Annotated in this window: 15 protein-coding genes; 3 read left to right on the plus strand and 12 right to left on the minus strand. The window is 69.1% G+C overall.

The window, feature by feature from the left end; translation table 11 throughout:
* Nucleotides 1-51: 51 nt before the first annotated feature.
* Both ACFPZ3_RS64065 and ACFPZ3_RS64070 read right to left on the minus strand, forming a co-directional pair.
* Entirely contained in the window at nt 52-1,872 is a 1,821-nt protein-coding gene (locus tag ACFPZ3_RS64065) for a flavin-containing monooxygenase (RefSeq protein WP_379524204.1), read from the minus strand.
* A 73-nt stretch (nt 1,873-1,945) separates the two neighbouring features.
* Entirely contained in the window at nt 1,946-3,220 is a 1,275-nt protein-coding gene (locus tag ACFPZ3_RS64070) for a TetR/AcrR family transcriptional regulator (protein ID WP_379524205.1), read from the minus strand.
* A 226-nt stretch (nt 3,221-3,446) separates the two neighbouring features.
* Between ACFPZ3_RS64070 and ACFPZ3_RS64075 the strand changes: the two genes are divergently transcribed.
* The gene (locus ACFPZ3_RS64075) at nt 3,447-4,616 is read left to right on the plus strand and encodes an alginate lyase family protein (protein WP_379524206.1); all 1,170 of its coding nucleotides are present in this window, start codon (nt 3,447-3,449) and stop codon (nt 4,614-4,616) included.
* A 20-nt stretch (nt 4,617-4,636) separates the two neighbouring features.
* Here the strand turns inward: ACFPZ3_RS64075 and ACFPZ3_RS64080 are convergent, their stop codons facing one another.
* From ACFPZ3_RS64080 to ACFPZ3_RS64105, 6 genes are all read right to left on the minus strand, one after another.
* Entirely contained in the window at nt 4,637-5,635 is a 999-nt protein-coding gene (locus ACFPZ3_RS64080) for a hydroxyacid dehydrogenase (protein WP_379524207.1), read from the minus strand.
* Nucleotides 5,632-6,549 carry a carbohydrate ABC transporter permease gene (locus ACFPZ3_RS64085; RefSeq protein WP_379524208.1) on the minus strand — a complete coding sequence of 306 codons (918 nt, stop codon included), beginning with the start codon at nt 6,547-6,549 and terminating at the stop codon, nt 5,632-5,634. The genes ACFPZ3_RS64080 and ACFPZ3_RS64085 overlap by 4 nt, the downstream gene beginning before the upstream one ends.
* Nucleotides 6,546-7,442, minus strand: coding sequence for a carbohydrate ABC transporter permease (locus ACFPZ3_RS64090; protein WP_379524209.1), 897 nt, complete (start codon nt 7,440-7,442; stop codon nt 6,546-6,548). The genes ACFPZ3_RS64085 and ACFPZ3_RS64090 overlap by 4 nt, the downstream gene beginning before the upstream one ends.
* 65 nt (nt 7,443-7,507) lie before the next feature.
* Nucleotides 7,508-8,773, minus strand: coding sequence for an ABC transporter substrate-binding protein (locus tag ACFPZ3_RS64095; protein ID WP_379524210.1), 1,266 nt, complete (start codon nt 8,771-8,773; stop codon nt 7,508-7,510).
* A gap of 184 nt (nt 8,774-8,957) precedes the next feature.
* Complete coding sequence (locus ACFPZ3_RS64100) at nt 8,958-10,058, minus strand: substrate-binding domain-containing protein (protein WP_379524211.1); 1,101 nt, start codon at nt 10,056-10,058, stop codon at nt 8,958-8,960.
* 132 nt (nt 10,059-10,190) lie between these two features.
* The gene (locus ACFPZ3_RS64105) at nt 10,191-10,433 is read right to left on the minus strand and encodes a hypothetical protein (RefSeq protein WP_379524212.1); all 243 of its coding nucleotides are present in this window, start codon (nt 10,431-10,433) and stop codon (nt 10,191-10,193) included.
* 605 nt (nt 10,434-11,038) lie between these two features.
* Here ACFPZ3_RS64105 and ACFPZ3_RS64110 point away from each other — a divergent pair.
* Nucleotides 11,039-11,998, plus strand: coding sequence for a LuxR family transcriptional regulator (locus ACFPZ3_RS64110; RefSeq protein WP_379524213.1), 960 nt, complete (start codon nt 11,039-11,041; stop codon nt 11,996-11,998).
* On the opposite strand, the gene ACFPZ3_RS64115 is transcribed toward ACFPZ3_RS64110, so the two are convergent.
* The 3 genes from ACFPZ3_RS64115 to ACFPZ3_RS64125 all read right to left on the minus strand — a co-directional run bounded on the left by ACFPZ3_RS64115 (nt 11,964) and on the right by ACFPZ3_RS64125 (nt 16,746).
* The gene (locus tag ACFPZ3_RS64115; RefSeq protein WP_379524214.1) at nt 11,964-14,201 is read right to left on the minus strand and encodes a peroxidase family protein; all 2,238 of its coding nucleotides are present in this window, start codon (nt 14,199-14,201) and stop codon (nt 11,964-11,966) included. The two genes, ACFPZ3_RS64110 and ACFPZ3_RS64115, sit on opposite strands and share 35 nt — an antisense overlap.
* Nucleotides 14,202-14,554: 353 nt before the next feature.
* Nucleotides 14,555-15,547 carry a prolyl oligopeptidase family serine peptidase gene (locus ACFPZ3_RS64120; protein ID WP_379524215.1) on the minus strand — a complete coding sequence of 331 codons (993 nt, stop codon included), beginning with the start codon at nt 15,545-15,547 and terminating at the stop codon, nt 14,555-14,557.
* Nucleotides 15,544-16,746, minus strand: coding sequence for a Bcr/CflA family efflux MFS transporter (locus ACFPZ3_RS64125; protein ID WP_379524216.1), 1,203 nt, complete (start codon nt 16,744-16,746; stop codon nt 15,544-15,546). Before ACFPZ3_RS64125 ends, ACFPZ3_RS64120 begins: the two co-directional genes overlap by 4 nt.
* A 51-nt stretch (nt 16,747-16,797) precedes the next feature.
* Here ACFPZ3_RS64125 and ACFPZ3_RS64130 point away from each other — a divergent pair, with 51 nt between their 5' ends.
* Nucleotides 16,798-17,283: a MarR family winged helix-turn-helix transcriptional regulator gene (locus tag ACFPZ3_RS64130; RefSeq protein ID WP_379524217.1), complete on the plus strand. Its 486-nt coding sequence runs from the start codon at nt 16,798-16,800 to the stop codon at nt 17,281-17,283.
* A 143-nt stretch (nt 17,284-17,426) separates the two neighbouring features.
* Here ACFPZ3_RS64130 and ACFPZ3_RS64135 read toward each other — a convergent pair whose 3' ends face one another.
* Nucleotides 17,427-18,056: a cysteine hydrolase family protein gene (locus ACFPZ3_RS64135; protein ID WP_379524218.1), complete on the minus strand. Its 630-nt coding sequence runs from the start codon at nt 18,054-18,056 to the stop codon at nt 17,427-17,429.
* Nucleotides 18,057-18,204 lie beyond the last annotated feature (148 nt).

An 18,204-nucleotide genomic window follows, 5' to 3' on the forward strand; every position in this document is an offset into this window, starting at 1 on the left:
TCGATCCCCACAGGGGGCGCGCCCGGATCAGCGGCTCGACTCTGCGGCGATTCATCGGTTGCCCGCCAGAACCTCGTCCATGCCGCCCTCGGTACGCCAGCGGCGCAGCAGGGCGTGGAAGGCGACGGGGCCGGGACCGTACGTCTGGCTGACCGGGCGGGGCTTGCCCTCGTTGTTGTAGTAGCCGGGTGTGCATTCGGCCTGGAACCGGCTGTTGTCCGGTGCCAGCTCCCGGATGGTGGCGACCCACGCGTCCTCGGCGTACCTGGTCGGCTCGACCAGAGCGATGCCACGCCTGCGGGCCTCGGCGACCATGGCGCCGATGTTGGTGGCCTGCTCCTGCAGGATGTGTACGAAGTTGACCGCGGAGGCGTTCTGCAGCGGGCCCAGGTGGAACAGGTTCGGGAAGCCGTGGCTGTGCAAGCCGTGCAGCGTGCGAGGGCCCTGTCGCCAGGTGCCGAGCAGGGTCGCGCCGCCCCGGCCGTACACCGGCAGGGCGCCGGAGACGATGCCGGAGACGCCGACCTCGAAGCCGGTGGCGAAGATGACGCAGTCGACCTCGTACTCCTGCTCGCCGACCACGACCGCCGACTCTGTCATCCCGGTGATGCCACCGTGGTCGGCGGTGTCGACCAGGGTGACGTTGGGCCGGTTGAACGTCTGCAGGTAGTGGTCGCTGAAGGTGGGCCGCTTGCACATGTAGCGGTACCAGGGCTTGAGCAGCTCCGCGGTGGCCGGGTCGCTGACGATCTCGCCGACGCGGGCGCGGATCTGGTTCATTTTCTGGAAGTCGGCGATTTCGTCGAGGTACTCGCGCTGCTCGGGTGACAGGTCGGTGTCGACGGTGCCGGCCAGCAGGTGACGTTGCAGCCGTGCGGTGCTGGTCCAGCCGTCGTCGATCAGGTCCTGTTCGGCGAGCCCGCCGGTGACGACGGTGAGGAAGTTCTCCATCCGTTCCCGCTGCCAGCCGGGCTTGAGCGAGGCGGCCCAGGCCGGGTCGGTGGGGCGGTTGTCGCGCACGTCGACCGACGAGGGGGTGCGCTGGAAGACGTACAGCTGCTGCGAGTCGCGCCCCAGGTGCGGGATGACCTGGATCCCGGTGGCGCCGGTGCCCACGACCGCGACCCGCTTGTCGGCGAGCTCGCGCAGGCCGCCGCTCTGGTCGCCGCCGGTGTAGTCGTAATCCCAGCGGCTGGTGTGGAAGGTGTGCCCGCGGAACGTCTCGATGCCGGGGATGCCGGGCAGCTTCGGCTGGGCCAGGGTGCCGGAGGACATCACGACGTAGCGGGCCCGGAAGTCGTCGCCGCGGTCGGTGCGTACCTGCCATTCGGCCGCGGCGTCGTCCCAGCGCAGCTCTGTGACGCGGGTGTGGAACAGCGTGTCGCGATACAGGTCGTAAAGTTTGGCGATCGCGACGGCGTGCTGACGGATCTCCTCACCGGGCGCGTAGCGCATGGTGGGCAGGTAGCCGACCTCTTCGAGCAGCGGCAGGTAGACTGATGATTCGATGTCGCAGTGGATGCCCGGGTAGCGGTTCCAGTACCAGGTGCCGCCGAAGTCGCCGGCCTCGTCGAGCATCCGGATGTCGTCCAGGCCGGCCTCACGAAGTTTGGCCCCGGTGAGCAGCCCGCCGAAGCCGCCACCCACCACCAGCGCCTCGACCCGGTCGCGGGCCGGCTCCCGCTCCGCGCGTCCGGTGTACGGGTCGGCGGCGTAATAACCGAACTCGCCGCGGGCGCCCTGGTACTGGGCGTTGCCGTCGGGCCGCAGCCGGCGGTCACGTTCGTGGCGGTACCTGGCGCGCAGCACGTCCGGGTCGAAGCCCAGCTCCGCGACTGAGAGGTGGGCAGGCGGCGTCGAAGAGTGGTGCATGGATGCCCTTCCGATTCGTTGCCCCGTCCGGGAAAAGCTAACCGAAGTTAGAAAATTAAGTCAAATGACTGCCTTAAAGCTCGGTTACCGGCGCCCGATACAGCCCCTCGATGGCATCGATCAGCTCGGCGGCCGTGGCCGACCATGCCGCCCTGGCCGCGTCCGCGCCGACCGGCAGCGTGTGCTCGCGATGGGCGCAGGTGTGTACGAGCAGCGTGCGGGCCATGTCGTCGCGCCGGCGGCGCAGCTCGGGTGGAAGCGCCGGCAGACAGCGGTGCAGACCGCCGACGACCGTGTAGAAGGTGGGCGCGTCGTGCAGCCCCGCGGCCGCCAGTTCGCGTAGCTGCGGTTCTGTCATGATCTGAGCGGCGAGCCTGGCATACCAGGTCGGCGTTCCCAGGCTGCTCAGATGCTCGGTGAACGGCAGCACGACGCAGGCGACCCAGTCGCGCAGATCCGTGCTGTCACCCCTGGCCCGCAGCTCTTGTTCCCGGATCCGCTCCATCAGCGTGGTGTGGTGCTCGACGATCGCGTGCAACAGGCCGGTCTTGGTGCCGAAGTGGTAGCCGACCGCGGCGTTGTTGCCCTGACCCGCGGCGTCGCTGATCTGGCGGTTGGAGACCGCGAACACCCCGTGCTCGGCGAACAGACGTTCGGCGGTCAGCAGGATCCGGGTCCGGGTCTGACCCGCCTTCAGCGTGGTCGTGTCGGCGCCCGTGCCTGTGCCCGTGCCTGTGCCCGTGCGCGACGCCGGCGCCGCGCGGATGGCCGCCGTACCCGACGCGGCCAGGGCGAACGTCTGGTCGAGGATCTCGAACAGCTGTGCCGGGCCGCCCCCGGCGTCCCACACCGTGAAGCTTTCCCTGACGCAGACCAGCGCCATGCCGCTCATCGTCCTGGCATTGAGGCCGGTGATGCCGAGATCATGGAGCCAGTCGACGATGGACTCCTCGAAGTGAGCGTTGGCCACCCAGAGAAAGCGGTTCAGCTCGGGCTGGTCGGCCAGGATGCGCCGCCGCGCGGACACCGTCCGGAACTCCGCGGTCAGGTATGCCTTGAGTGCCCTGGTCAGGGCGATCCACGGATCGGCGCCGATCTCCCGTGCGAGCAGATCCGCGATCTGGGCCGCTTCGCCGGGGTCTGGGTCGAAGAGGGTGCCCGCCTTGGTGTCGAAGTGGTTGAAGAAGGTGCGCCGGGACACGCCGGCGGCCTCCGCGATGTCGTCGATCGACACGGCGGCGAATCCGCGCTGCTCGAACAGGGTCAGGGCAGCCTGACGCAGCCGGCGCCAGCGCTCGGTCTTGCCCGCGCCGAAGGTGGTTCGGGTGCCCGGGGACGTGGAGGTCACCCCTAGACAGTAGGGCCTCGGCATGCAGGGTGCATCTGCACTGAGTGCAAATAGCTCCTGGGAGTGAATCAACGCGGATCCAACCAACCGACAAGCGAGCTGTCAATAGGAAAGTTTACAAACAGAAAGCCTTGACCGGGCCGGGCGCGGGCTTTATGTTCGCCATCAGTCGCAACCGTCCAGGCTCCTGCATGCCGTACACATATGTGGACGAAGGGACATCCCCATGCGCAGCCGTACCTTCCTCTCTCTGACCGCGCTACTCACCCTGCTGGTCGCGGGGCTCACCGGCGGCACCGCCGAGGCCGCCCCGGCCACTTTCACCCACCCCGGCGTGCTCGTCAGCCGGCCACAGCTCGACTTCGTCAGGACCCAGGTCCAGGCGAACGCGCAACCGTGGAAGACCGCGTACGACCAGATGAACGCCAGCCCCTACGCCTCCCTGACCAGGACCCCGCGTCCCCGGGCGGTCGTGGAGTGCGGGTCCTACTCCAACCCGAACAACGGCTGCACCGACGAGCGCGAGGACGCCCTGGCGGCGTACACGCTCGCGCTGCGCTGGTACATCTCCCGCGACAGCCGGTACGCCGACAAGGCGATCTCGATCATGGACGCCTGGTCCGCGACGATCCAGGACCACACCAACAGCAACGCGCCCCTGCAGAGCGGCTGGGCCGGCTCGACCTGGCCGCGGGCCGCCGAGATCATCCGCTACACCTACACCGGCTGGCCCAACGCCGGCCGCTTCGCCACCATGCTGCGCAACGTGTACCTGCCCGAGGTCGCCGGCGGCTCGTCGAGCAACGGCAACTGGGAGCTGACCATGACGGAGGCGGCCCTGGGCATCGCCGTCTTCCTGGAGGACCGCACCGCATACGACCGGGCGGTCGCCAAGTTCCGCGCCCGCCTGCCGGCCTTCGTCTACGTGGCCGCCGACGGCAGCCTGCCGGTCCCGCCGCCCGTAGGGGGCATCGACACCCCGGCCGAGATCATCGGGTTCTGGCACGGCCAGAGCACCTTCGTCGACGGTCTCAGTCAGGAGACCTGCCGCGACTTCACGCACACCGGCTACGGCCTGTCCTCCATCTCACACATCGCCGAGATCAGCCGCATCCAGGGCCAGGACCTCTACCCCGAGGTCGCGGAGCGGCTCAGGCACGCGCTCGGCTTCCACGCCAAGTACCAGCTCGGCACCGCCGTGCCGGGCTGGCTGTGCGGCGGCGGCCTCACCCTCGGGCTGGGCCCGATCACCGAGGTCGGCTTCAACGGCCTGCACAACCGGATGGGCATCGGGATGACGAACACGCAGACGCTGACCGAGCGGCAGCGGCCGGCGGGCAGCAACAACCTGTTCGTCGCGTGGGAGACCCTCACCCACGCGAACAACCCGAACTAGGTTCACGAGAGCGGTCTGTGTCACGCCGAGCGGCCGATCGTCTCGGGCAGGACAGGGTGTGCGAACGGGACGCCACGGCTGTAGCGGTCCAGCTCGTCGAGGGCCGCGTGGGCCAGGCGGCGCAGCTCGCCACCCGCCGAGCCGGCGATGTGCGGGGTGAGCAGGACGTTCGGCAGGTCGTAGAGGGGCGAGTCCGCCGGGAGGATCTCGGGCTCGGTGACGTCCAGGACGGCGTCGATCCGGCCCGAGACCAGCTCCTTGGTGAGCGCCCCCATGTCCACCAGCGAGGCGCGTGCGGTGTTGATGAGCGTGGCGCCGTCGGAGAGCAGCCCCAGACGCCGGGCGTCCAGCATGTGACGGGTCTCGGGCAGCGCCGGGGCGTGCACGGAGACGACGTCGGCGGCGGCCAGCAGCTCGTCGAGGCCCACCGGTGAGGCACCGAGCGCGGCGGCCCCGGCCTCGTCCAGGTAGGGATCGTTGATCAGCAGGTCGAGGTCGAAAGAGCGGAGCAGGCCGAGCACGCGGCGGCCGGTGTGAGAGGCCCCGATGATCCCGACGGTCTTGCGGTAGTTGCCCAGTGAAGGGAAGTGCGCGGCCCAGTCGAGGGCGCGGCGCTCGGCTCGATAGAGATCCCGGATGCCGAGGACCCGCTTGCCGGCGAACAGGATCGCGGCGACGGTGTACTCGGCCACAGGGACCGCGTTGGTGGCGGCCCCCGACGAGACCGCGATGCCGCGCTCCCAGCAGGCGTCCGTGATCAGGCTCTTGACCGTGCCCGCCACGTGGACGACGGCACGCAGATCGGGTGCCCGTCGCAAGACGGCCGCGTCGATGGCCGGACAACCCCAGCAGGTGACCAGGACCTCGGCTGAGGCCAGCTCCGGCACGTCCGTGAAGTCGTCGACGACCAGGCCGGGGTCGACGTCCACCAAGCCGGTGAGCCGGTCGAGCCCGTCCGGCCCGAACAGGCCGTCCATGAATCGCGGCTCCATGGCGAGCAACGCGCGGGGACGGGTCACTTGACGGCTCCCGTGGTCATGCCCGCCTTCCAGTAACGCTGCAGCGCCACGAAGGCGATGACCAGCGGCACGACGGCCACCAGCGAGCCGGTGATGGCGAGCAGGTAGTCCTCCGGGTGGCCCTGGTTCAGCGACGTGGTCTGCCAGGTGTACAGACCCAGGTTGAGCGGATAGAGGTGTTGGTCGGTCAGCATCACGAGCGGCAGGAAGAAGCTGTTCCAGATGCCGGTGAACTGGAACAGGAAGATGGTGACGAAGGCCGTGCGGAGCATCGGCAGGCCGACGCTGAGGAAGGTCCGCAGGTCGCCGGCGCCGTCGACGCGGGTCGCCTCGATCACCTCGGCCGGCACGTAGGCCGCGCTGAACACCCTGGCCAGGTAGACGCCGAAGGGGAAGACCAGGCTCGGGAGGAAGACGCCCCAGAAGGTGTTGACGATGCCGGCCTTCGACGCCAGCAGGTAGATCGGCAGGGCCATCGCGCTGGCCGGCACGAGTACGCCGAGGAGGATCAGCCCGAAGATCTTCTCCTTGAGCGGGAACGACAACTTGTCGAAGGCGTATCCCGCCGCGACACACAGCGTGGTGGCGATGAAGGCGCCTCCAACGGCGTAGAGAGCGGTGTTGCCGAGCCACCGAAGGTAGATGCCGTCGCCCGCGGCGAACAGGTGCGCCAGGTTGGACCCGAGGTCGAAGGTCCGTCCGAAGGTGAAGCCGTTGGTGCCGAACAGGTCGCGCATGTTCTTGGTGGCCGCCATGAGCAGCCACAGCAGCGGCATCACCGTGTAGAGCATGGCGAGGGCGAGCACACCGTTGACGGCCGTACGTGAGAGCATGCGCGGCACGAGACGGGCACCGGCCTTCTTGGGCGGTGTGGAGGCGGGAAGCGCCGGTGCGGACGTGGCGGTGAGGGTCATGGCTGCATCCTCCGCGCGGAGAATCGGGTCACGACGAAGGACAGGACTCCGCCGAGCAGGGCGAGCAGGATCGAGGCGGAGGCGGCCAGGCCGTAGTCGTGGTTGTCGAAGGCGGCCCGCATCGCGTACATGCTCGGGCTCCAGGAACTGCCGATCTCGGTCGACGCCCGGTAGATGACTTTCGGCTCGGTGAAGAGCTGCAGCGCGCCGATGACGGTGAAGAGCACGTTGAGCGCGATCGCCGGGCGGATGAGCGGCATCTTGATCCGCAGGGCGATCCGCAGCCCGCTCGCCCCATCGACCGTCCCCGCCTCCAGGACGTCCCTCGGAATGGCCTGCAGGGCGGCATAGAGGATGACCATGTTGTAGCCGATCCACTCCCAGGTGGAGATGTTGATCACCGAGAACAGCGCGTGGTCGGCCGACAGGAAGCTCCACCGCACGCCGGCCCACTCGAGCAGGTCGATCACCGGGCTGAGTCCAGGCGTGTACAGGTACACCCAGATGATCGCGGCGATGAGTCCCGGTACGGCGTGCGGCAGGAAGAGGCCGAGCTGGAAGAAGCGCTTCGCCCGTGCCATGGTCGAGTCCAGCAGCAGCGCCAGCACGAGCGCACCCCCGATCATCACCGGGATGTACAGCAGCACGTACATCGCGATGACCAGGAAACTGTCGCGGAACGCCGCGTCGCCGAGCGCCCGGCCGTAGTTGCCGAGGCCGGCGAAGAAGGTCTCGACACCCCCGAAACCGAGGCCGGAGCTGCGTTCGGTGAACAGGCTCAGCCACGCCGCGTACACCAGCGGTGCGACGGAGAAGGTGAGGAAGAGCAGGAGGAACGGGCCGATGAGCAGGGCGGCGGTGCGCCCTTGCCGCCGGACCGAGCGGGTCGCCACGGCATCTCCTTCACGGGTCGACGCCGGTGTCCGCCTCTCTGGGCGGACACCGGTCCTGGATGGCACTACTGGGCGACGCTCAGGCCGCGGTTCTTGAAGTCGGCCACGGTGGCCTGCTGGGCACTCGTGAGCACGTCGGCCAGCTTCGCCTCGCCGCTGGCGACCTTGCCGAGCGAGTCGGAGATCGTCGTCCCCGTCACACCGGCGCTCGGCCCCCACGTCCAGCCGGCCGGCACCGACTCGTAGGCCTTGGAGACGACGGAGAAGATGTCCTGGCCTCCGAAGAAGTCGGTATTGAAGGCACTGGTGGCCGGCAGCAGAGCCGGCGCGGCGGGCAACATGCTGCTGGTGCCGCTGGACAGCCATGCCTTCATGCCCTCGGGATCCGTAGTGATCCACTTGATGAACTCGAGGGCCTGCTCGGGGTGCTTGGCGCCCTTGGGGACGGTGAAGGCCGAACCGCCGAGCATCGCGGAAGCCGGCCGGCCGTCCAGGCTCGGCACCGGCGCGATGGCCCACTTGCCCTTCTGGTCGGGGACGGTGGACTGGAGGGCGCCCGCGCACCAGTTGGCGCAGAGGTAGGAGACGACCTCACCCTTCTGCAGCGCCTGGAAGAACGCGTCCTCGCTGGTCGAGGCGTACGTGCCGACCAGACCCTTCAGCACCAGGTCGTTCCAGTACGCGGCTACCTTCTTGGACGGCTCGTCGTCGATGCTCACCTTCCAGGACTGGCCCTCGGTGCCGTACCACCGTCCGCCGCCCTGCCAGGAGAGCGCGGCCAGCGCGCCGGGGTCGGCGGTCGCGAAGATCCCGCCTCGGGCCTTCGGATCGGCCTTCTTCACCTTCTCGAGGAGCTTCGTGTAGTCGTCCCAGGTCTTCGCCGGCTCGAGTTCGTGCTTGTCGAAGAAGTCCTTCCGGTAGAAGAACACCAGTGGGGCCACGTCGCGGGGAATGCCCCACGTCTTGCCGCCGAGGTTCACCAGCTGCTGGACCTGAGGGGGGAAGTTCTTGGCGACCACCGGGCCCGCCGTCTCGGTGAGGTCCTCCAGCTCACCCTGGCTGACCACGTCGGGCAGCTGGTTGTACTCGACGATGGCCACGTCGGGAACGTTGCCGGCCTTCACCGAGCTGGCGAGCTTGGTGTAGTAGTCCCCGCCGCTCGGCACGTTCTCCCACTTGACCTGGAAGTCCTTGTGCGTCTTGTTGAAGGCGGCGGTGACGACGTCAGAGGCCTTGACGAAGGAGCGGAAGGTGATGACGGCCGGCCCCGGCTTCGCGCCGGAGGCACCCGAGTCCGCGCCTCCGCAGGCGGCGACTGCTGACAGCGACACGACAGCGCCCGCGACGAGGGCCGAAATCCGCAGGCATCCAGGCTTCATGTGCACCGTCCAGAGGAGGGAGTGAAGATGGCTGCAATCATTTGATTTCGAATGAAGCCTGTCAATGCACCGTCGAGCGAAGATCAGTTACAGTTGTATTACAGCGACGCGAAGTGAAGGTAAACGAAACTGACGATCACCCGGGAGGCGCACCGCACGAGGCCCGGATCCGGAGCCTCGGCCGCAGCAGCTGGACATGCAGCGGCCGGTCCGGGTCGTTCAGCCGAGCGACGAGCATGCGCACGGCGGCGGCCCCCACCTCCTCCTTGGGCGGCGACACGGCGGTCAGGGGGATGTCGGCGAGGGCGGCGACCTCGTCGTCGTAGGTCACGATCGCCAGATCCTCCGGTATCGAGACCCCACGGCTGCGCAGCTGCCTGACCAGGGAGAGAGCGTCCATGTCATTGTGCACGAGAGCGGCACGCACGCCCTCGTCCCTGAAGACGCCCAGAAGATCGTCGACGTGCTCGTCCATCGCCGCCGGTGCGCCCGGGGCGGCGCGCGGGAACATCCGCACCGGTCCCTCCCGCAGGCCGAGTGAGCGCTGGGCGAGCTCGTGCCCCTGGCGTATCCACGGGGTGGTCCTGCTCTCGCAGGCGAGCAGCGCCACCTGCCGGTGCCCCAGCCCGGCGAGATGGCACGTGGCCAGATAAGCACCGTACGCGTGGTCGGTGGCCACCTGCTCCGCCTTCGGGATCGACCAGCCCGCCTGCCGTTCGACCAGGACCACGGGCATGTCGAGCTGGTTCACCCACTGCTCCGTGGCCGGCGAGAGCGTGGGGTTGTCGCTGGGCGTCAGCAGCAGCCCGTCCACGCCGGAGGCCCGCAGCTGCGCCACCTGGCGGCGGTCCTCCCCCAGGTCGTACCGGGAGACCGCGAGGGTGATGCGCACGCCGAGCTCGTGTGCGGCCTCCTGCGCGCCCCTGATCACCGCCGGGAAGTAGTAGGCGGTCTGCGGCACGAGCATGCCCAGCACGTACGGCTCGGGCCGTGCGCGCTCCCTGGCCTGCTCGCCGGCGGCCGGCCCCTCCCGTTCGCGCTCCCGCTGTGGCGCCTCCGGTACCGACACGGCGCCGCCGTGCACCCGGAGCAGCAGCCCGCGCCCGGCCAGCTCCCGCACGTCGTGCCGGATGGTGACGGCCGAGACGCCAAGGCCGGCGGCCAGATCCGCCACCTTGACCGAGCCCTTACGGCTCAGCTCTCGCAAGATCGCCCCGTGTCGCTCCTCGGCCAGCACGTGGGGGCTCCTTCCCGTCAGCGTGTTTCATTCGTCATCGTACCGCTGACGTTCGCTTTCGAAAGCGATCCCGATCACGCGTTACTGCGCGGCACCCGGGGCCGTTCGTGCCGACGCCCCCCGGCGGGCGGCTCATCCTGCGCCGAAGCCGGTCACCCCGCGCGACAGGTCGAACTGATGGATCCGGCTCAGCGGCCACGTCTCGTACGGAAAGGTGCGCAGCCCGACACCATCGAGGCACTCCGTCACGCCCTCGACGCGTAGCTGCTCGGCGTCTTTTGAACGCTCCTCCTGTACCGGATCGAGCTCGTCCGGATCGGACGCGAGGTCGAACAGCAGCCGGTGCCCGCCGTTGGCCAGCCAGGTCAGCTTCATGCCGCCCATCCGGCCGGACACCGTCGCGCGCCTGGTTCGGGAGAACCCAGCTGGGGCTGTCGGCGAGTCCATGGAGAGGCCTCGTCCGCGGTGGGATAGGCGATCGAGGTAGGTATCTCTCGCCGATGCGGGGCGTCCTCCCGGTCGTCCAAGCTCGATCCTGCCCAAGGCGAGGGAGAACTCGTGAAGCCACGAGGATGACGCCTCCGCCGGTCTGGGATTCGGAGCTGGTTCTGCCGCGTAGACAGGGAGTTCGCATGCCGGTCTGGTGTTGATCATCGGGCCGTGGCAGAGCCGGTAGGCCATGACTAATGGCGGGCCCGTTATGGTGCGCCGCGAGCGCAGCCATATCGCGGTGAGCGTGACCCTGACGATCATGTAGCGGGTGGCATGACGGGAAGATCCCAGCCACAGCAGCCGCTCGCAAGCGAACCTCCAGGTCGAGTTTTCGCACGTCACACGCCCGCCCCATGGGCGGGCCACACCCGCTGCGACATAGGAGGAGCACAGCGTGGCCGGGGAATCCGGCCCCAATTGGAAAGATTATTGACAAATTTCGGTCACCAGCCCACTATCCAAATGGATCACCCTCAGCTGGGGGCGCCATGAACAGTCCCTCATCACGGCCGGCCGATCTCACCGATGCGGAGATGACCGTCCTGACGCTGTTGGGTTGTGGCCAGAACGTGCCACAGATCGCCACCTTCCTGGCGGTCAGCCGACGCACGGTCGAAGGCTACAAGCGCCGCCTCTACGACAAGCTGGGCGTCGGCAACCAGTCACACGCCGTATCGCGGGCCATCTCCCTCGGACTGTTCGACGGACTGCTCGGCGTCGACGGCCGGCTGCAGCCCCCGGCGGAAGGCGGCCGCCCCTGCCTGGTCGTCGTGCACGCCCCTCCCGGCAACAACCTGCAGTCGATCGCACAGACGCTGCTCGGGGACGACATGCCGTTCGTGGTCACCCGGCGGGCCGACGTGACGGGCGCGCACTGGACCCGCTGGCATCGGGGCCCGATGACCGTACTGCTCGTGGACCCGTGCGCGGCCAGTTGGCTGCTGCCGGCGCGGCTGCGCTGCCCGGTCGTCCTCGTCTGGTCGACGCCACCGGACCTGGCCGCCGTCCTCGACGCACTGCGGCACGGCGCGCACGCGGTGCTCTGGGGGGACGCGGTGGACCGCGACCTGCGCGCCGCCATCTCACTGGTGTCGCGCGGCTACTTTCTGATGAGCGGGTCCTACCTCGGCGCGCCCGCGTGGGGCGGGGTGGCTCACCGGCCCATCCGGGTGCCCGACCTCACCGACCGGGAGCTCCATGTCCTCGACTGCATCGGCAGCGGGAGCACCACCCGGCAGACGGCGCGCTGCCTCGGCGTCACCGTCAAGACCGTGGAGAGCACCCAGTCCCGGCTGTTCCAGAAACTGGGCGCGCGCAACCGGTCCGAGGCGCTGCTCATCGCGTACCAGAGCGGCGTGATCGGGCCGCCCGGCGGGGGCGGCGCCCCCGTGGACGACCCGATCACGCCAGGAGTCAGCCCGAGGCGCATGGAGTGGTATTCAGAGTGAAGTTGGCCGGACTCGCATTCGCGGCACCACGGGTCGCGTTGAACCCGACCCCGTCCAGCGAGCCGCCCGCAGGTATCGTGCCGTTCCAGTCGGCGTTCTCCACCGGCACCCGTACCCCGTCCTGGGCGAAGGTCCCGTTCCATGGCAGGGTGATCTGCTGCCCGTTCGCGAAGGCGAACCGGAGGGTCCAGTTGTTGATCGGCCTGGTCCCCGTGTTCCAGATCTTGATGTTCGCCTGGAAGTTGCCCGGCCAGCTCGTGACGATCGTGTACGTCACCCGGCAGCTCGTCGGGGGCGTGTCACCGTGGACGAAGAACACATTGGACGCGAGCTCGGCACGCGGGATGTCGGTGTTCCGCGCGATGATGTCGCCGAGGTTGGCCCGGTAGTCGATGCCGTACTGGTTGAGGATGGTCGTCAGTCCCTGATCGTTGCCGTAGAAGAACCGGTCGCCGTCGCGCAGCCGCCGGAACTCACGCGCCCACATCGCCCGCTGCAACTCGCCGAACTCGGTGCCCGCGATGTGCGGCTCGGCCACCATCCCGACGAAGGCGTCCACATTGTTCACGTTGCCGTAGATCGCCTGCAGGCGTGCGGCGAGCGTGGTCCGCCGGGTGAAGCTGACGGGGTCGGTCTCCAGGGCGTCCTCGTCGTTGACGTCCACCTGCAGCCCGAACAGGTCGAACAGCCGGGTGAAGGTCATGCTGTCCGGATCGTTGATCTCGTTGCCCGGGGTCAGCGTCGGGTCGGCCGGGAACGCCGCCGTCGACTCGCCGGTGATCTGGGTGAACGAGGTACGCGCCGGAAGCCCGTACGCCTGCCGGAGCTGGTTGTAGGTCGGCATGCCGTGGTCCCGGCCGCGCTCGATGTCGATCGCGCCGAGGTCGACGACACCCCTGAAGCACTGCGGCAGGTCGGGCCCGTCCAGGCACTCCGGATTGCCGGAGACCGGCACCTGGAACAGCACGCTGCGCAACTGGTCGTCGATCATCTCCTCGTTCCGGTACTGGGACTCCAGCCCGATGCCCTGCAGAAGCGGGCCGAGCTGGAGCGAGCTGACCAGGTCGGGGTTGAAGAAGGCCACGTTCAGCGGAATCACGATCGCGGCCTCGTCGCCGTCGACCGTGACCTCCAGGCCCATCGCCGTGAAGGCGTTCAGCTGGGCCGGGGAGTAGCGGTCGGCGTCGGTCTCGACCTCGATCTCGCCGTGAATCTGGCTGTGCGACCGGTAGCCGACCGTCGCGAACTCGTTGCTCAGGCTCGTGTTGATCCCGGCGTTGTACCCGGTGTAGGCGGGGAGGTTGACCCCCATGGCGGGCAGGAACTCGGTGTAGGTGATGTACTGCTGCTCGGCGATGACGACGCGGCGCGCGATCTGGAACTTGTCCTCCTCGCTCAGCGAGGCGGGCAGCAGGGACACGATCCGGTTGTGCTCGCGGGCGAACAGCGTGTGGGTGGCGGTCAGGTTGATGTTCTCGTTGACCCGCACGTCACCGGCGACGAGGGCGTTGCCGGGGGCTGCCAGCAGGCGGCCGTCGACGTCCGTCGCGGGCGCCGTCGAGGCGTTCCCCCGTGCGGTTCTGCGCGGCAGGTAGTTGTTCTGCATCAGCAGCGTCGCGCTGTTGTTGGCCGGGTTCCCGTCGACCGTGCCGGCGCGCAGCCAGTCGAGCCTCGTGTTCGTGCCCCCGTACACGGGAAACGCGTCGAGGTAGGAGCTGAGCGTGTTGGTCTGCTGGCGCGGGTTGGCCGCGCTCGTGCCGGTGCCCGCGGTGGCAGCCGACCGGGCGAACGGGATGTAGCCGAGTGTGTTCGTGAAGGTCTCCAGCGGATCACCGGCGTTGAACGGGATGTTCGCGGTCGTGGCCGTCGGGCCGGCGCCGTCGCGCAGGCCGAAGGTGTGGTCGAGGAACTGACCCCACGTCCAGCCCCAGCCGGTGACATGCCGCTCCGAGAAGACGTTCTGTGCGAGGTCGCTGTGGACACGATTGCTGACGAACCGGCTGTTCGGGCCGGTCGTGGGAGAGCCGACGCCGTCGCCGTAGCGAGTGGAACCGACCCGGGAGTACGCGGTGCCGGTCCGGCCCCACGTCGGGTTGGCCGCGTTGTTCCCGCTTCCGTCGAGGCTCTCGACAGGGAACGGGACGGCCGCGTACGCGGGGACGACGAGGGTGCTGAGGACGAGCAGAGCTGCCGATAAGACCACTAACGGACCCTTGAGGGAATTCATGGCTACTCCGGGGGATGAAACGCACGGCGAACCTGAACCGGCTCGCCTCAGGGCACGTTAAAAGGGGTGACGCACCACGGGCGTTCGGAGATACGCGGACAGTTCGGGCGCCTTTGGTCATGCTCGTGGACGGGTTCCGGCGCCGTCAATGGACGTCCGGTAGCATCCTGCCCCCCTGTGGGGTTTCCGCCCCCCGTAGGGATTTCCTCCCGAGGGGAACCCGCTGGGAACGCCTTCCAGATCGCCTTCGAAGCACGGGCCAGGGCTCTCCAGCCGGCCTCCTGGTCACGGCGAGTTGTCAGGCAAGCTGCGTCACGCTCGCTAGGTGATCATCTGCTGCTCTCCTCGCCGGAGTCCTGAGCGGCTGCCTGGCGAGCGTGGAGGAAGCTCACGATGATCGACATGACCTGCGTACTGGTCCAGATCCGGGGGTTGGGCGACATGGTGCCGTGGCCGGCGCCCTGCAGCACGTAGCGGGTGCTGTCCGCACCGGCGCGGCGCAGTGCCTGGTGCAGGCGGGCGGTCTGCGCGGGAGCCACGACGCGGTCGTCGTCGCCGTGCAACAGCAGGAACGGCGGTGTCGCACCGGTGACATGGCCAGCCGGGTCGGCGCGGGTCACCTCGCCGGGATGGTCGGCCAGGGCCCGGCCGGGTCCCAGCAGGTAGGTGGGCAGCGCCGCGCCGGGCGCGGTGTAGGCCGTCACCGTGGCCGGGTCGAAGCCGTCTGCCACGGTGGCCAGGTCGCAGGCCCCGAACACGTCGACCACCGCGTCGACTCCCGTGCCGGTCAGCGCCGCGACGCCACTGGTGGGGTCGGTCGCGGCCATGGCGGCCAGGTAGCCGCCGGCTGACTCGCCCCACAGCGCGGCCCGGGCGGGATCGATGCCGTACCGATCGGCCTGGGCGCGCAGGAAGCGCAGCGCCGCGGCGACGTCGGCGAGCCCGTCGCGGTAGGTGGCGCCGTCGTTGACGGTGCGGTAGTCGATGCTGGCCACCACGAACCCGGCCTGGGCGACGTAGCGACGCTGGCGGGCGGCCATCCCGCGCCGGGCGGTGACGAAGCCGCCCCCGGGCAGATACAGCACCAGCGGATGCGGGCCGGGTGCTCGCGGGGTCAGGATGTCCATGCGCAGCTTGCGCGCCGGAGCGGCGTACACGATCCCCCGATGGGCGCGAGTGCCGCGGCCGGGCCTGATCTGGCCGGTGGGTTCCACGCGCAGGCGGGTGCTGTCGGGGTCGTCATCCGGGGCGGCCACGCTGGACAGGCGGATCGGGTGGCCGCTCAGCGCCGCCAGCACCCTGATCAGGCGCATGGTGCTCATGCGAAGCTCTTTTCGGTCAGAGGCCGCCAGGGGCGCGCCAGTACGAGTGCCAGAACCGCCAGCACCAGTGAGGCCAGCATGACCCACGCCATCGCGCGCACCGTGGTGCCGCTCAACGGGGCGGCCAGGGCGCCGAACAGGTAGGCGGCGCCGCCGGACAACGCGGAGGCCGCCCCCGCGCGGGCATGGCCGATGCTCTGCGTGATGGTGGTGACGGCCGGGAAGACGCCGCCGACGCCGAACAACGTCACGGCCAGGCAGAGCCAGGTGCCGGTCAGGGTGGGCGCCAGCACGGCCTGGACGGTCAGCGTCAGCGCGCCGAGGGCGGCGATGGCGAGGTAGCCGGTCAGCAGCGCGGGCAGCGCAATCCGGCGGGCGGCCAGGCCGAAACTCGCGCTGGCGGCGAGCATGGCCCCGGCGTTGACGGCGAACACCAGCCCGTACTGGACGGAGCTCATCCCGTAGCCGTCCTGGAAGACGTAGCTGGAGGCGCCGATGTAGACGAACATCGCCCCGGCGGCCAAGCCGAGGGACAGGGTGTATCCGGTGAAAGCGCGTTGGCCCAGCAACACGGCCATCGAGCCGAAGGCATGCCGCAGGCCGCCCGCTGAGCGCCGGGCCGGTGGCAGCGACTCCGGCACCCCCAGCCAGGTCGCCGCCAGCATCGCCAGCCCGAGGGCGCTCAGCACCCAGAACACCGCGCGCCAGCCGGAAGCGGCCACGATCAGGCCGCCCACCAGCGGACCGAGGACGGGCGCCACCCCCAAGATCATGGCCAGGACGGAGAAGTAGAGCGGCAGCCGCGCCCTGGGGAAGCTGTCGGTCAGTACCGCGCGGGCCAGGACGAGCCCGGCCGCCGCCGCACAGCCCTGCAGGAAACGGCCGGCCACCAGCAGCGGCGCTGTCGGCAGCAGCGCACACGTGGCTGACAGCAGCGCGAAGGCGGCGGTGCCCGGCACCAGGAGCCGGCGCCGGCCCAGCCCGTCGCTGAGCGGCCCGATCACCAGCTGGCCTGCGACCAGCCCGATCAGGAAGGCGCTCATCGACAGCTGCACCGCCGGCTCGCCCGCGGCCAGCTCGCGGCCGAGACCGGGAAAACCGGGCACGTACATGTCGATGGCCAGCGGCGCCACTGCCGTGAGCAGGCCCAAGACGGCCAACAACAGGTTAGGGCGCCGGAGAGTCGTGGTCTCTGCCATGCTGTCGACGGTAACCTAGTTGTCAACCAGTTAACAACTATGGAGGCCGGCATGAAGCGGAGTAGCGATCACGTTCGTGGCCTGTGGGCCGCGGCCCGTCCCGACCTTGACACCTCGCCCATGGAGGTGATCGGCCCGCTCAAACGCGTCGTCACCCTGCTGGGAGAGGCGCTGGACCCGCTGTATGCCGATGCCGCGCTGACCGGTGCGGAACTCGACGTGTGCCTGCGACTGCGCCATGACCCCAACCCGACGATCGCGCGTCACCTGGCCGACCAGATGCGCCACTCACGGGCCGCGATCAGCAAGACACTGATCCGCCTGGAGAGTCGCGGCCTGATCACGCGAGAACCCAGTCCGAGCAATCGGCGCGCCGCGCTGGTACGGCTGACGCCCGAGGGCGAGGCGGCCGTCGACGCGATCTTTCCCCGGCAACTGGCCCGGGAGGCCGAGTTGCTGAAGGGGCTGGGCGCGGATCGTGAACGCGTGATCGAGGCGCTCAACCTGCTGGCCGATGTCCTGAGCAGGCGACCGTGAACAGCTGACCCGTCCATTGGAGACCCCTACCCGCGCAGGCGAGCCCCTCTCTGGTGCGATCTGGCAGTGAGCGTTCCCGCTTCAGGGTCGCGCGGGAGACACCCCTTCGCCAGACGTGGAGCAGGTGCGCGCTGCGGTGAGGATCATGGCCGCGCTTCTTCGAACGCGGTGACGAGCTCTCCCGTGGTGAGGATGGCATGGGCGAAGGTGGGGCCGTTCAGCTCGTGCGCGGCGTGCATCATCTCGGGGAGAAAGGCAGCGGTGGCGTCGCGGACCAGCGTCACATGGTAGCCGAGCTCCATGGCGAACCGGCTGGTGGATTCGACGCAGGTGTTGGCCAGCACGCCGACGACCACGACGTGGGTGATGCCGTGCTGCTTGAGCTGGAGGTCCAGGTCGGTGTTGGCGAACCCGCTTTGCGCCCAGTGCTCGTGGACGACGACGTCGCCCGCCTGCGGCTGGAGGTCAGGGTGGAACTCTCCGCCCCAGGAGCCCCGGGCGAAGCTGTGCCGCTCCTGAATGCCGCGCTGGGTAGGGTTCGGGTGGTCCCAGGTCTCATAGTCGCCCGGCTCCCAGCGGCGGTGCGGGACGAACACCACCTGGACGCCGGCCTCGCGGGCGGAAGCGATCACGGTACGCAGGTTGTCCAGCAGGCCGACCTCCTTCGCCACAGGCTCAAGTCGTGGCCAGAGCTTGCCGCCTTCGGAGATGAAGTCGTTATAGGGATCGACCAGCAGAACCGCCGTGCGGCGGAGGCCATGAGCCTGGGCCACTGTTCCTCCTCAGATTCCAATCCTGGAGCAGGCCGGCTCCACCATGATCCGTCCCATGCCAGGCGAACCAGCAGGATCCACTCCTTCGGCAGCTCTACCCACGCCCGAGTATCGTGACCTGGCCGAACAGTCATGCTCGGGTCAACGG

Source organism: Nonomuraea insulae (assembly GCF_042656245.1).